This is a genomic window from Nostoc commune NIES-4072 (assembly GCF_003113895.1).
Taxonomy (GTDB): Bacteria; Cyanobacteriota; Cyanobacteriia; order Cyanobacteriales; family Nostocaceae; genus Nostoc; species Nostoc commune.
Genome location: NZ_BDUD01000001.1, coordinates 6094126 through 6106781, shown reverse-complemented (window position 1 = coordinate 6106781; position 12656 = coordinate 6094126). Strand labels below are relative to the sequence as shown.

Sequence of the window (12656 nt, the reverse complement as noted above, 5' to 3'; positions counted from 1 at the left end):
TTTTGAGTTTTGACTTCCTGCGGTACTAGTCCCAATCCGGAATCTCAGCATCTTCTCCACCAACCCCGATTCCAGTGTTAAAGATTTCGGCATCAGTGAGGTTGAGATCATTCATTGATGCTTTATACACATTAGAATCGTGAATCGTAGCGCGAGTAAAATTTACGCCGTTGAGATTGGTTTGCTTCAAATTCACATTGCTTACATAAGCGGATGTTAGGTTAGCACCTGCCAAGTTTGCACCAGTTAAGTCAGCACCTTCGAGGTTAGCGCCTACTAGGTTGGCTCCTTGGAGCTTCGAGCCTCTCAAGTCAGCACCAATTAAATGAGCGCCACTAAGGTTAGCTCCGGATAGATTGCAGTTAACACATGCCCCAGTTGAAAGCAGCTTTTCTAAGTCCTGCGGATTCTCGGCTCTAACCGAGCTACTGAAAAATAGGGGAGTTGCTAAGGCCATGGCCGCTAATAGCTGGAGTTTCATAATTTTCCCCCTTAAATAATCAAGTTGCGTCCGTTCTGTCCCTCACAACTCTATTATCTCATTAAACTTCTTGAGGTCAATCTATCTCTTGACAACTTAGTTGGGATATGAGACAGGCATAACGGTAATCTAAAAATGCCGTTAATTCTGATTTTTGGCGATTTTTCTTTGACAATCCTTCAAAAACTGCCAGTATTAAATCACTATTAAATCTTTTTAAAAGTTTCCACTACTTGCCATAATTTGGCTATTTTGATAAGTATTTATACTTCTTTAAGTCCTCAAAAATTCTCGCATATACTGATTAACCAATTCAGGTTGTTCTTGTTGCACCCAATGACCACAATTAGGTATGTACTTGATTTGAAAGTCTTTGACATAAGCTGCGGTGCCGTAGCTTAGTTCCTTGCCGAGTGCAGTGTCATTTTCTCCCCAAATCATCAGTGTTGGCACTTCCAGAACGTCCCAACTTGGATTTAGCATTCTCTGTTGAAAAATATTGCGGTAGTAGTTCAACATTGCTGTGAGGGCACCGCGTTTTGCCGCAGCATTTTTATAAGCGTCAATATCTGCTTGAGTGAAAGCATTCTTGTTAACTGCTGTATTTTTAAAAGCTGTTTCAATTACTTGGTAGTCTGAAGATTGTAAAAGTAATTCTGGTATCCACGGTAGTTGAAACAGAAATATATAGTTGCTACGTAGCAACTGTTGGGGAGTGCGTAACCCTTGAGCAAATTTGGCAGGATGAGGCAAGTTAAGAATAATTAATTGTTCTAACATTTCGGGGTGAGTGTATGCAAAATTCCAAGCGATCGCACCTCCCCAATCATGTCCAACTAATACACATTTTTGGTATCCTAATCCTTTAATTACTCCCTCAATATCTTTGATAAACTCATCCATTACATAAGCTGATTGCTCATTTGGTTTATCACTATCGTTATAGCCACGCAAGTCAAGGGCGACTACTTTAAAATCTTGGGCAAATTCTGGTATTTGATGCCGCCAAGAGTACCAAAACTCAGGAAACCCATGCAACATCAACATTAAGCGGCCTTCACCTTGGGTGACATAGTGTAGTTTCACCCCATTGGTAGTTATATATTCGTGTTTCCAAGAACTTTCTATTAGAGACATAATTAATCCCAACTCAGCATTAAAAAACACTAAATAATAATACTGTGCTTAATATAAGATTACTATTTGATTTTTGAACGAAATTAAGTATTGTAGAGTGTGTTAGAACGGAGTTCGTAACGCACTATTATCAAGGGTTTGATGCCGTACTCTCTGTGCTAAAACATCCTACGTATATTTTCAGAAATCAAACCGGATTCCTATAACTGTAATATTATTTTTAGCAGCCTCACATCTATTAAAAGACAGTATTACGATAGTGATTGTTTGCAAAAATATTAGACAATTTGCCTTGGGGTAGATGTGAGTCGTGGGTAAATTTTGGTAAAAGTAGATATAATTCTCTCCAACTACTCATGACACAACAGTTGACAAACCATACTTCATTGTGGGTTGAGCGACTGGGACGATTTGGCTATGTTTCCAAGGGAGTAGTTTACGGTATAGTTGGACTACTGGCAGCACAGGCGGCTTTTGGTAGGGGTGGTAAAACAACTGATACCCAAGGCGCTCTCCAAACAATCGTCAACCAGCCATTTGGTAAATTTTTGCTGGCTTTAGTTGCAATTGGCTTGATTGGATACGTAATCTGGCGTTTTGTACAGGCAATTAAAGACCCAGAAAATAAAGGTAATGATGCCAAAGGTTTGGCAGTGCGAATTGGTTATGCAGTTAATGGCTTGATTTATGCAAGTTTAGCCTTAAGTGCTGTGAAAATTGTTATGGGTACAGGTAGCGGTAAAAATAGTAGTGATTCTACTGAAGCTTCCACAGCACGTTTGCTTTCTCAACCTTTTGGTGAATGGTTAGTTGGAACTGTGGGGGTGTTTGTAATTGCTCTAGGCTTCTATCAGTTTTATCAAGCTTTTAGTGGCAAATTTCGTAAAGAACTCAATTTAACTGAGTTAAGCAACACAGAAGCCCAATGGGTAATGAGGATTTCCAGATTTGGTTTAGCGGCACGGGGTATAGTATTTTGTATTATCGGTTGGTTTTTAATTGAAGCTGCAAGGCAATCGAACGCTGCTACCGCAGAAGGTTTGGATGAAGTATTACAGACACTAGCGCAACAGCCTAACGGAGCATGGCTTTTGGGTATTGTGGCACTAGGTTTGGTTGCCTATGGGATTTACACAATAATACAGGCGCGGTATCGTCGGCTAGTCAATGTTTAGATGGTGCAGTGCCGAGAATTTCAATTTCTAGAAATGGCAATAATCGAAACCCGTGGTATCTGGCTGACTACTACTGATAGTAAGGTTCTCAGGTCAAAGGAACGCATTGCCGAGGCGATGGATTTCCTTGCCGAAACGGGATTTAATGTGGTGTTTCCCGTTGTTTGGAACAAAGCAGTAACTTTATATCCTAGTCAAACAATGCAGCAGACTTTTGGAGTCGAAATTGACCATCTGTCTGTAGGGCGTGACCCTTTAGAAGAGGTAGTAGTTGAGGCGCGGCGAGTTGGGTTAAAAGTTATTCCTTGGTTTGAATACGGTTTTGCCAGTTCCTACAATTTGAATGGTGGTGTACTTTTACAAAAAAAACCGGAATGGACTGCGCGTGACTGTAACGGCAATTTACTGAAGAAAAACGGCTTTGAGTGGTTGAATGCACTCGACTCACAGGTGCAAAAATTCTTCTTGAACTTGGTGCTGGAAGTTGTAAAGAATTATGATGTGGATGGTGTTCAAGGAGACGATCGCTTCCCTGCATTCCCCTGTGAAGGTGGCTATGATGAGGTAACTGTAAGACGTTATCATCAGGAATTTGATCGCAATCCGCCACAGAACCCCAAGGATAAACAATGGTTACAGTGGCGTGCAGATATTCTCACTGAGTTTTTGGCGAGTCTCTACCGGGAAGTGAAAAGGGTGAATCCTCACTTATTAGTAGCGATCGCACCTAATATCCATGATTGGGCATTCCAGGAATATCTGCAAGACTCACCCGCATGGCTGAAGCGGGGAATAGTCGATATGATTCAGCCGCAGATTTATCGCCGTGATTTTGGGAGTTATTGTGCGATCGCTGATAAACTAGTAAACCAGCAGTTCACAGATGCGACGTTGCTGAAGTTAGCACCAGGAATACTGATGAAGCTTGGCAGTTATTGTATTAGTCCAGAATATTTGGTGCAGGCAATTGAATACAATCGCCAACTTGGCATTCAAGGAGAGGTATTCTTTTTTTACGAAGGTTTGCGAGAGAATAACAATACCCTAGCTAAAGTTTTACGAAATGGGCCTTATGCTAAGTCTGCATCATTTCCCACTCTGTCTGATTTGAGTGCGGGTGCTGTGATTAACAAGAGTACATCTTCTATTTGGCAACGGTTGTTAAAAAAGATTTTTTAAGGAAAAATGCGCGTGGAATCTCAATTATCGGTAGAACGGGTAATTAAAACTCTAAAAGAGGATTTACCAACACTTTTTGAAAAAGATATTTCATATCACATTTATACAGACGATATCTATTTTAAAGACCCAGTAAATACAGGGTAAGCGCATCTCAAACCCTATTGACACGGTGGTTTTGGGGTTCAGCCAAAGCACAAATCAGTTCCAAATTACTACACTGAGCCAAGGGGTGGGATTGACATTTTCGTCTTTATGTGGTCAAAAAACATAAAAAGCTATTTGACCCATGTTTTTTCAATCATTTACGACAATTTGTCCTATTTTGAATGAAAGACTGATATTCAGATAGAGGTTTAAGCTTTTTGTCTGTATTAAGAGCTACAAAATTAGATGCGCTTACCCTGCCAGTAAATACATTCAAATACAAATTTAACTATCGCATTATATTTTGGACTTTGCGATTTCACGCTCGGCTATTCTTTACCCAAATTTACTTTGATGTACATGAGATTTATCAGTCAGCCGAAGATACGATTTTAGCAAATTGGACAGTGCGGGGAGTGTTGCGCGTTCCCTGGAAAACAGGTTTGCTTTTTAATGGCTATTCAACGTATAAGCTCAATCAAGATAATTTGATATACGAGCATATCGACACCTGGGATAGAAAGCCAGGGGAAATTTTACGGCAGTTTTGGCAAAGAGGAGAAGAGAACTAGTTAGCTGTTAGATATTTATTCTTGAGATGCAGAATAATTAAGATTAAAATAGGTGCGTCTTAGTCCTGCTGCTAACCAGGCTTTTGAGGAGTGCGAACGCGGTGAAATTGTTATTTACATACCAACGATTTGCCTTGTAGAAATTGTTTATTTACAGTAAATAAAAATAAATGGAATTATGAAATTTCTAGTTGCGTTTGTTCTGCTATCTTATGAGCTAATTTCTTAAAATCCTCATAAACATTTTTCACTGCTTTAGTATGAGCGCCAATAGCACCATCAGCAGGTTTTAAGTAGAACATAGGTTTATGAGCTTCTTGAGCCATTGGCATCAAGCTTTGGTAGTTTTTGAGCAGAGCCAAACAGTTTGGATCATTTTCTATAGAGATATTTTCACTCTTACTATTTAAAACAACCTCTTGATAAACTGTTGGAATACGAGCGATCCAACGTTCATATGCTTTTACTACACGATCTAACCTTACTGAGTGCTGTAAAACGATATAACCAACAGGTTGCATTGTTCCTTGAGGAAGCTGTAAATCTGATGCAAGACCTTTCTTACCTGAAGAACTTGTTTTGGCTAATCTTTCTTGCCACTCTTCGCGCCAAGTTCGCAATGTAGGGCCTAAGTTACGCAAGCCTTGTAGAGAAAATAAATCTGGTGCAAGAGGAACAACAACATAGTCGGCTGCAATTAATGCTGCACGATTGATTGCACCTAAATTAGGCCCTAAATCCATCAATATTATGTTTGCTTTATGATTAATAGCTGTTTGTTGCAGAATTCTCCAAAAAGCAGAAATTACCCGTAAAGCTCGTTCTTGACCACCTCCACCAAGACAATTAGGCCACTGTGCTGAAAGCTCATCTTCAAATCCAGAAAGTGCTAAATCTCCGACCAAAAGAGCTAATGAGCCTAATTCTAAAAACGGGGACAATAAGGTTAATTGTCGTGAGGGCTGATTTTCTTGAACATATTCCAAATGCGGATTATCAATATCCCCAATACCTTTTAATAGGGGTTGAATACAATCAAAAATAGTAGTTGGTTGATCATTCTCCAACCAAATTTGTTCCAAACGTTCCTCATCTAAGAAAGCAGCAGTGAGGTTAGCTTGAGGATCAAGATCAGCTGCAACTACTCGCAACCCTAAATCTTGATACATCCATGCCAAGTGATAAACCAAGGAAGTTTTACCAACTCCTCCTTTGTTATTGAAGAAAGCAATAATTTTTGTACTCATGGTTTTCTCTTAAGCGTGACCAAGACATGGGCATCTTCCACAGTGAATTCCAGAGGTGGATTACCATTTTTTTGAAGTTGCTGCCGAGCATATTGAATTCCTATACCAAATCTCTGAACATAGCCAAGATTTTTCATCGCTTCGGCAAGGTGAGGATTTCGATAGTCTGTTATGCCTGCTTTTCCAAAGTTTTGCCGATTTACTTGACCGAAAGGGCCGCCGGGATTTTGAATTTCGATTCGGTCATTAAACCATGTAATTCTTACTGGGGCATTTGTCCCTTCGTAAGTGCGATGCATAACCGCATTTCTTCCTAATTGTTGCAATGCAACTATTGGATAGTCAGGCTGTCGCAACTCTATTGGTTGAGCAGTGATGTCTGTCGCTACTGAAATATGAACTTGAAAAGTTTCGTCCAGCATCCGCAACAAATCTGGAAGCGGGCCGCCAATTTCCTTTTGGTCTTTAATAGGGTCTGTTAACTCGATGCCATCAATGCGAAGAAATTGAACATAGGCACTGGGAACGAATTGTCTAGGATCGTTACCTATAACTAGCACGCCCAAGATAGTTGGTTTAGGCAACGGTTCAACTGTTGCAAAACGCATTGATTGAAGTTGTTGTTCAATAGTGCGTTGATTTTCTTGAAGAATATCGTTTGCTAAGGCAGAAGGCAAATAAACTCGACGAAAAATTTCTAAATCGAGGTCATCTAAACTGGCTGATGATAGGGGTCGTAGATCGAAAGGTAAGTCTTTTGAGCGTCTTTTTTCAGCTAAACGACGTTCTTCTTCTGCTGTAGCAGTAGCTCGACGGGGGCCAACTCTGATCCAAACACGTCCATTAAAGCGTACAGGTGGAGCATCTGATGGTTCTACAATCACTACAGCGAGTTCACAACCACCAATACTTCGCTTTTGAACAATCATTGTCGGAAAAGGTAAAATGTTCCCATCAGACCGCATAGCTGAGAGTGTAAGCAAAAGCCTATCATCTATGGGAAGGTTTGCACAAATGCCATTATCATGAACCCCAATAAACAAAACTCCTGCTTTTTGGTGGTTAGGCAAGTCATTAGCAAATGCACAAATTGCCTCACAAAGCTTACCTTTGTCAGATATCGAAGCCTTACGTTCTACCCGATCTGATTCCAGGTCGTTCAGGAGAATTTCTAACTCCCGATCATTCATTGAGCTTCTCCTTTTAAAGACCCGTCAGCCTGTCTATCTATGTTTTATAGTAGTTGTATTTGCCGGATACTGTTTCAACACCTGCTTTAAATATTGCCCAGTATAAGACCTGGGATTTTTTGCAACTTCCTCTGGTGTACCCACAGCAATCAATTCTCCGCCTTTGTCGCCACCTTCTGGCCCCAAATCTATTACCCAGTCAGAACAACGAATTACATCTAAGTTGTGTTCAATTACTAAAATTGAATTGCCTTTATCTACCAATCGTTGCAACACATCTAACAATTTGTGAACATCGTAAAAAGATAACCCTGTTGTCGGTTCATCTATTAAATAAAGGGTCTTACCTGTGGCGCGTCGAGATAGTTCTGTTGCTAATTTTACCCGTTGTGCTTCACCACCAGATAAGGTAGTCGCAGGTTGTCCTAGTTGGACATAACCCAAGCCGACATCAAATAGAGTTTGCAAACGCGCGATCGCTTTGGGTATATTCTGGAAAAAGTCTAAGCTTTCCTCAACTGTCATTCTCAGTACATCAGAAATTGACTTATCTTTATACTTCACTTGCAAAGTTTCGCGGTTGTATCTTGCACCCTTACAAATTTCGCATTGCACGTAAACATCCGGGAGAAAGTTCATTTCAATCACATTCACACCCTGTCCGCTACAAGCTTCGCAACGTCCACCTTTAACGTTGAAGGAAAATTGTCCGGGTTTGTAACCCCTAGCTTTGGCTTCTACTGTTTGGGAAAAGACATCTCGAATCGCATCGAAAATTCCTGTGTAAGTTGCAGGGTTAGAACGTGGTGTGCGTCCAATTGGGGATTGATCGATAACGATCGCTTTATCAATCGCATTCAATCCCTGGATTTTATCTAAATGTCTGGGTAATGGAACTTTCTTAGTTAAATGGTGTTGCAGAGATGGATAGAGTAATTCATTAATCAGCGTAGATTTGCCAGAACCAGACACACCAGTAATAGAGACGAGTTTACCTAGCGGAATGTCTACATCTATATTTCTTAAATTGTTGCGATGAGCATTTTTAATTCCCAAACTACGCCCATTCCCTTCTCGGCGTTCTGCTGGTGTACTAATTACTCGCCTTCCTGATAAATATGCACCCGTCAAGGAATCTTCTGCTGCTAATAACGCCTGAAAATCACCTTGGGCGATAATATTTCCGCCGTGAATTCCTGCACCAGGGCCAATATCAACAATGTGGTTAGCTGCACGAATTGTTTCTTCATCGTGTTCAACGACAATTAATGTATTACCCAAATCGCGCAATTTAGTTAAGGTTTTGAGCAACCTGCCATTATCTCGTTGATGCAAACCAATACTTGGTTCATCTAAAACGTAGAGAACTCCTGTTAAACCAGAACCAATTTGCGTTGCTAGACGAATTCGTTGGGCTTCGCCACCGGAAAGAGTCATGGCGGGACGGTCAAGGGTGAGATAATCTAAACCTACATCCAACAAAAATTGCAATCTAGCTTTGATTTCTCTTAGGACTAAATCAGCAATTTGTAACTGGCGATCGCTCAACTTAAATTGCTCAATTCTCTCTCGACAATCTCGAATTGATACGGTAGTTAATTCTAAAATTCCATATTGTCCCAACTTCACCGCCAAGGCTTCCGGTTTTAATCGTTTTCCCTTACAAACTTCACAAGGTTGATCGATTAAATACTGCTCTAATTTTTGCTTAATTAATTCAGAACCACCCTCATACTGCCGTTGCAAAATTGGAATAGCACCTTTAAAACTCTGCTTTCTTTGTGCCTCTGCGGCTCGTTCATCTTTCTCTCCAAACAAAATAATTTGCTGCTGTTCTTCTGTCAGCTTGCTCCAATTTGTCTGTAACTCAAACCCATAAATCTGTCCTACACTATAAAGTAATTCCAAGTAATAAGAATTATCTTTTTCTGACCAAGGCGCGATCGCAGCATAAACCGGCGCTTCCCAGTCAGGTACGATCAAGTCTGGCGCAAATCTTCTTAAAGTCCCGATGCCATGACAGTGCGGACAAGCACCATAAGGCGAGTTAAAGGAGAACAATCGCGGTGATAGTTCCTCCATTACCGCGCCATGTTCTGGACAAGCAAAATTTTCCGAAAATACTAATTCTTCTTCTTTTTCTTGTCCGTCGTCATCAAGCAGACTCACCAGAATGGCGGCAATACCACCCGATTGCTTGAGACACGTAGACAGGGAATCAACCAAACGCTCCTGGATATCAGCCTTTTTCACCAAGCGGTCAATTACCACTTCGATTGTGTGGGTAAAATTTTTATCCAATTCAATGGAATCTGACAGTTCGCGGATCTCCCCATTGATCCGCACGCGGACAAAACCTTGAGAAGCCAGACTTGACAAAAGCTTACGGTGTGTGCCTTTCTTTCCTCTGACAACGGGTGCAAGAATTTGGAAGCGGGTGCGATCTGGTAATTCCATGATGCGATCGCACATCTCATCGATTGTCTGGGGTGCAATACAGCGATCGCATATCGGACAATGGGGTTCGCCAGCTCGACCAAACAACAGCCGCAAATAGTCGTAAATCTCCGTCACCGTACCGACAGTGGAACGCGGGTTATGAGACGTTGATTTTTGGTCAATAGAAATTGCTGGACTTAAACCTTCAATCGCTTCGACATCCGGCTTATCCAGTTGTCCTAAAAATTGCCGTGCGTAGGCGCTGAGGGATTCCACATAGCGACGTTGCCCTTCAGCGAAAATCGTATCAAAGGCTAGGGAAGACTTACCAGAACCAGAAACGCCAGTGAATACGATTAGGCGATCGCGTGGCAATTCCAAGTCAATATTTTTCAGATTATGCTGCCTAGCACCCCGAATCCGAATGGTATTCTGGCTGTTGTGGCTGGGGTACGGAAGATGTCCATTCAAGGATGCTGCTAGCTGTTGGTCTGACATATTGGGCGGCAAAGAAGGAGTTTCTTATGAAACAGTCCTTAATAATACTATCTTTAATCAGTTTATAGTAGAACAATCGTACTGTTTTAGTTAGTTCTCGTTCCAGATTCATGGCGCAAATATCCTTAAGAGTTTGCTAATTTGGAAGCATCCCGATTTAAATCCTTCTGAGGGCGAAGCTATGGTATCGCAAATCCAACCGCCGACGCAGCCAGAGGTCATCTACCCAGATAGTGACGGACAACCAGTGGCAAATAATACCATACAGTTTGGCTGGATTGTAGAAATTAAGCAGAATTTAGATTGGCTATTTGCCGACGATCCAAATGTATTTGTCGCGGGAGATTTATTTTGGTATCCCGTAGAGGGACGCAACAAAATCGTTAACGCCCCAGATGTGATGGTGGTATTGGGCAGACCAAAAGGCGATCGCCTGTGCTACCAACAATGGAAAGAGGAGGGAGTTGCACCGCAAGTGGTGTTTGAAATTCTTTCTCCCAGCAACACACAAACTGAAATGGACAAAAAATTACTTTTCTACGATCGCTATGGCGTGGAAGAGTACTACATTTACGATCCTGAGCGAAATAATTTGCATGGATGGTTGCGTAGCGAAGATGGGTTAGATGTCATCCCCCTAATGGAAGATTGGGTGAGTCCTCGGTTAAAAATTCGGTTTGCTCCATCACCAGAGGGTTTGCAGCTATATCGCCCTGATGGAGAACGGTTTTTAACTTACACAGAAATTTCTCGCAATGCCGAACAAGAACGGCAACGGGCGGAACTTGCAGAACAAGCTAGGAGAGATGCCATACCCCGATTATTGCAAATGAATTTGAGCATCGAACAGATTGCCCAAGCTTTGGGATTGTCAGTAGAAGAAGTGCGAACCCTTGCTCAGGAGTAATGCCGTGTGCAATTTTTACTCTGACCTAACCCCCCAGCCCCTTCCCTATAAGGGAAGGGGGGAAATTCAAAGCCTCTCTCCTTTTAGGAGAGAGGTTTGGAGAGAGGTCACAATCTTAAATTGCACATCGCATAAATTGAATTTGTACTTGAGATATTCTGATTATGCTAGCCAATGCAGCCACCCATGATGTCACCTGGGAAAAGTTACCTGATGATTTTGTTTTAGACAACGAGCCAGTGGATAACATTAACCAGCCACTCTTGGCTGCTGCTTTAACAGAAAGCTTAGAACTTGCTGACAGATTACCCACCGATGCTTTAACCATCACTAACTACGGTATCTGCGCCACTTTGAATAATCGATTTGTCGTCAAAGCACCAGATTGGGGTTATGTACCATCTATTCGAGTCTCACGAGAAGAAGTGAAGCGCAGTTATACGCCACGACTCCAAGGTGATATTCCCGTAATTGTGATGGAATTTCTCTCAGATACCGAAGGTGGAGAGTATTCGAGTAAACCGACCTATCCCCCTGGTAAATGGTTTTATTATAAGCAGATTTTACAAGTGCCAAACTATGCCATTTTTGAACCAGATAGCGGAGTGTTAGAAGTTTATCGGCGAGATGATTTAGGAAATTATGAACTGCAAACACCAGATGCAAATAATCGTTACTGGATTGCCGAAATGAATTTGTTTTTAGGCGTATGGCAAGGAAGCCGAGAAAACCGCATAGGTTATTGGTTACGTTGGTGGGATGACAACGGCGAATTATTACTGTGGGGTTTGGAGTTAACAGCAAAAGAACGGCAAGAGAAAAACGCTGCTCAACAGCGTGCAGAACAAGAACACCAGCGTGCAGAACAAGAAAGTCAGCGTGCAGAGAGATTAGCAGCTCAGTTAAAAGCGCTGGGAGTAGAACCGGAGGTTTAACTCGGAAATTCGACCTTTTTGCTCGGCTGTTCGTGTTCGGAACTCGGAAGTTCCACCTTTTTGCTCGGCTGTTCGTGTTCGGAACTCGGAAGTTCCACCTTTTTGCTCGGCCATTCGTGTTCGGAACTCGGAAGTTCCACCTTTTTGCTCGGCCATTGGTGTTCGGAACTCGGAAGTTCCACCTTTTTGCTCGGCCATTGGTGTTCGGAACTCGGAACTTCGACCTTTTTGCTCGGCCGTTGGTGTTCGGAACTCGAAACGCCGAGATCAGAACTTGAATTGCACCTTTTCATTACCAAGCGATGTCTACGACGGGCTACGCCTACACCCTGCCCCTATATTTAAACTCAGCAAGGTGCTTGAAGTACAATTACTTAAAACTGTGCTGCGCCATCTCCTCAGTTTTATTCGTGTCTAAACTTGTATTTCTCAGGAAAAATTCATCAAAAAGTTTAAAGAAATATTCAAATCCTGCTTTTTCATCATGGCAGGAGAGCATAATTAGCTTTGCCCAAGAGCTAACAGTTGTTACCCCAAACTTTTTTTGCAGCCAAGGTTGAAATTCATCATAAAATTTCTCTTCTTCCTCCGTCATATCAATTCCTAATTCGCTGCGAGAAAATTCATAACCGACTAAAAACATAAATAAGTCACTTACAGAAGGTCGTCCTAGATACATTCCAGGTCTGACTCTAATTTTGTCTACAACTTCTAATAGTCCACTCATATTTATTTCATCATCTACTTTG

The 12656-nt window shown here is 41.7% G+C and carries 12 protein-coding genes; 6 read left to right on the top strand and 6 right to left on the bottom strand.

The window, feature by feature from the left end; translation table 11 throughout:
- Positions 1 to 25: 25 nt before the first annotated feature.
- Positions 26 to 481: a pentapeptide repeat-containing protein gene (locus CDC33_RS27180; RefSeq protein ID WP_109011562.1), complete on the bottom strand. Its 456-nt coding sequence runs from the start codon at positions 479 to 481 to the stop codon at positions 26 to 28.
- 273 nt (positions 482 to 754) lie between these two features.
- Complete coding sequence (locus tag CDC33_RS27175; RefSeq protein WP_109012726.1) at positions 755 to 1618, bottom strand: alpha/beta fold hydrolase; 864 nt, start codon at positions 1616 to 1618, stop codon at positions 755 to 757.
- A 356-nt stretch (positions 1619 to 1974) separates the two neighbouring features.
- On the opposite strand from CDC33_RS27175, the gene CDC33_RS27170 reads away from it, so the two are divergent.
- The 4 genes from CDC33_RS27170 (at position 1975) to CDC33_RS27155 (ending at position 4691) form a co-directional block, all read left to right on the top strand.
- Positions 1975 to 2793, top strand: a complete 819-nt coding sequence (locus CDC33_RS27170) for a DUF1206 domain-containing protein (RefSeq protein ID WP_109011561.1) — start codon at positions 1975 to 1977, stop codon at positions 2791 to 2793.
- Between the two features lie 33 nt (positions 2794 to 2826).
- On the top strand, positions 2827 to 3972 hold the full coding sequence (locus CDC33_RS27165) for a glycoside hydrolase family 10-like protein (RefSeq protein WP_109012725.1): 1146 nt from the start codon (positions 2827 to 2829) through the stop codon (positions 3970 to 3972).
- 6 nt (positions 3973 to 3978) lie between these two features.
- Complete coding sequence (locus tag CDC33_RS27160; protein WP_439956629.1) at positions 3979 to 4119, top strand: DUF2358 domain-containing protein; 141 nt, start codon at positions 3979 to 3981, stop codon at positions 4117 to 4119.
- Positions 4120 to 4337: 218 nt separating this feature from the next.
- Positions 4338 to 4691 (top strand): DUF2358 domain-containing protein, encoded by a 354-nt coding sequence (locus tag CDC33_RS27155; RefSeq protein WP_244919364.1) that lies wholly within the window; start codon positions 4338 to 4340, stop codon positions 4689 to 4691.
- 176 nt (positions 4692 to 4867) lie between these two features.
- Here CDC33_RS27155 and CDC33_RS27145 read toward each other — a convergent pair whose 3' ends face one another.
- From CDC33_RS27145 to uvrA, 3 genes are read right to left on the bottom strand one after another with little or no spacing between them, the layout of a single operon-like run.
- Positions 4868 to 5938, bottom strand: coding sequence for a ParA family protein (locus CDC33_RS27145; RefSeq protein ID WP_109011560.1), 1071 nt, complete (start codon positions 5936 to 5938; stop codon positions 4868 to 4870).
- Positions 5935 to 7128, bottom strand: a complete 1194-nt coding sequence (locus CDC33_RS27140) for an RNA/DNA-binding domain-containing protein (protein ID WP_109011559.1) — start codon at positions 7126 to 7128, stop codon at positions 5935 to 5937. The genes CDC33_RS27145 and CDC33_RS27140 overlap by 4 nt, the downstream gene beginning before the upstream one ends.
- A gap of 33 nt (positions 7129 to 7161) precedes the next feature.
- Entirely contained in the window at positions 7162 to 10065 is a 2904-nt protein-coding gene (uvrA, locus tag CDC33_RS27135; RefSeq protein WP_109011558.1) for an excinuclease ABC subunit UvrA, read from the bottom strand.
- A 181-nt stretch (positions 10066 to 10246) separates the two neighbouring features.
- Between uvrA and CDC33_RS27130 the strand changes: the two genes are divergently transcribed.
- A complete protein-coding gene (locus tag CDC33_RS27130; protein WP_109012724.1) occupies positions 10247 to 10972 on the top strand; it encodes a Uma2 family endonuclease in 726 nt (241 codons plus the stop codon).
- Between the two features lie 164 nt (positions 10973 to 11136).
- Complete coding sequence (locus tag CDC33_RS27125; RefSeq protein ID WP_109011557.1) at positions 11137 to 11907, top strand: Uma2 family endonuclease; 771 nt, start codon at positions 11137 to 11139, stop codon at positions 11905 to 11907.
- Positions 11908 to 12277: 370 nt separating this feature from the next.
- Here the strand turns inward: CDC33_RS27125 and CDC33_RS27115 are convergent, their stop codons facing one another.
- A complete protein-coding gene (locus CDC33_RS27115; RefSeq protein WP_109011555.1) occupies positions 12278 to 12634 on the bottom strand; it encodes a hypothetical protein in 357 nt (118 codons plus the stop codon).
- Positions 12635 to 12656 lie beyond the last annotated feature (22 nt).

Bases quoted from the DNA above. Each gene is read 5' to 3' on its own strand.
- CDC33_RS27130 (WP_109012724.1), top strand. From the start codon at position 10,247: ATGGTATCGCAAATCCAACCGCCGACGCAGCCAGAGGTCATCTACCCA.
- CDC33_RS27170 (WP_109011561.1), top strand. From the start codon at position 1,975: ATGACACAACAGTTGACAAACCATACTTCATTGTGGGTTGAGCGACTG.
- uvrA (WP_109011558.1), bottom strand. From the start codon at position 10,065: ATGTCAGACCAACAGCTAGCAGCATCCTTGAATGGACATCTTCCGTAC.
- CDC33_RS27115 (WP_109011555.1), bottom strand. From the start codon at position 12,634: ATGAGTGGACTATTAGAAGTTGTAGACAAAATTAGAGTCAGACCTGGA.
- CDC33_RS27145 (WP_109011560.1), bottom strand. From the start codon at position 5,938: ATGAGTACAAAAATTATTGCTTTCTTCAATAACAAAGGAGGAGTTGGT.
- CDC33_RS27180 (WP_109011562.1), bottom strand. From the start codon at position 481: ATGAAACTCCAGCTATTAGCGGCCATGGCCTTAGCAACTCCCCTATTT.
- CDC33_RS27165 (WP_109012725.1), top strand. From the start codon at position 2,827: ATGGCAATAATCGAAACCCGTGGTATCTGGCTGACTACTACTGATAGT.
- CDC33_RS27175 (WP_109012726.1), bottom strand. From the start codon at position 1,618: ATGTCTCTAATAGAAAGTTCTTGGAAACACGAATATATAACTACCAAT.
- CDC33_RS27140 (WP_109011559.1), bottom strand. From the start codon at position 7,128: ATGAATGATCGGGAGTTAGAAATTCTCCTGAACGACCTGGAATCAGAT.
- CDC33_RS27160 (WP_439956629.1), top strand. From the start codon at position 3,979: ATGCGCGTGGAATCTCAATTATCGGTAGAACGGGTAATTAAAACTCTA.
- CDC33_RS27125 (WP_109011557.1), top strand. From the start codon at position 11,137: ATGCTAGCCAATGCAGCCACCCATGATGTCACCTGGGAAAAGTTACCT.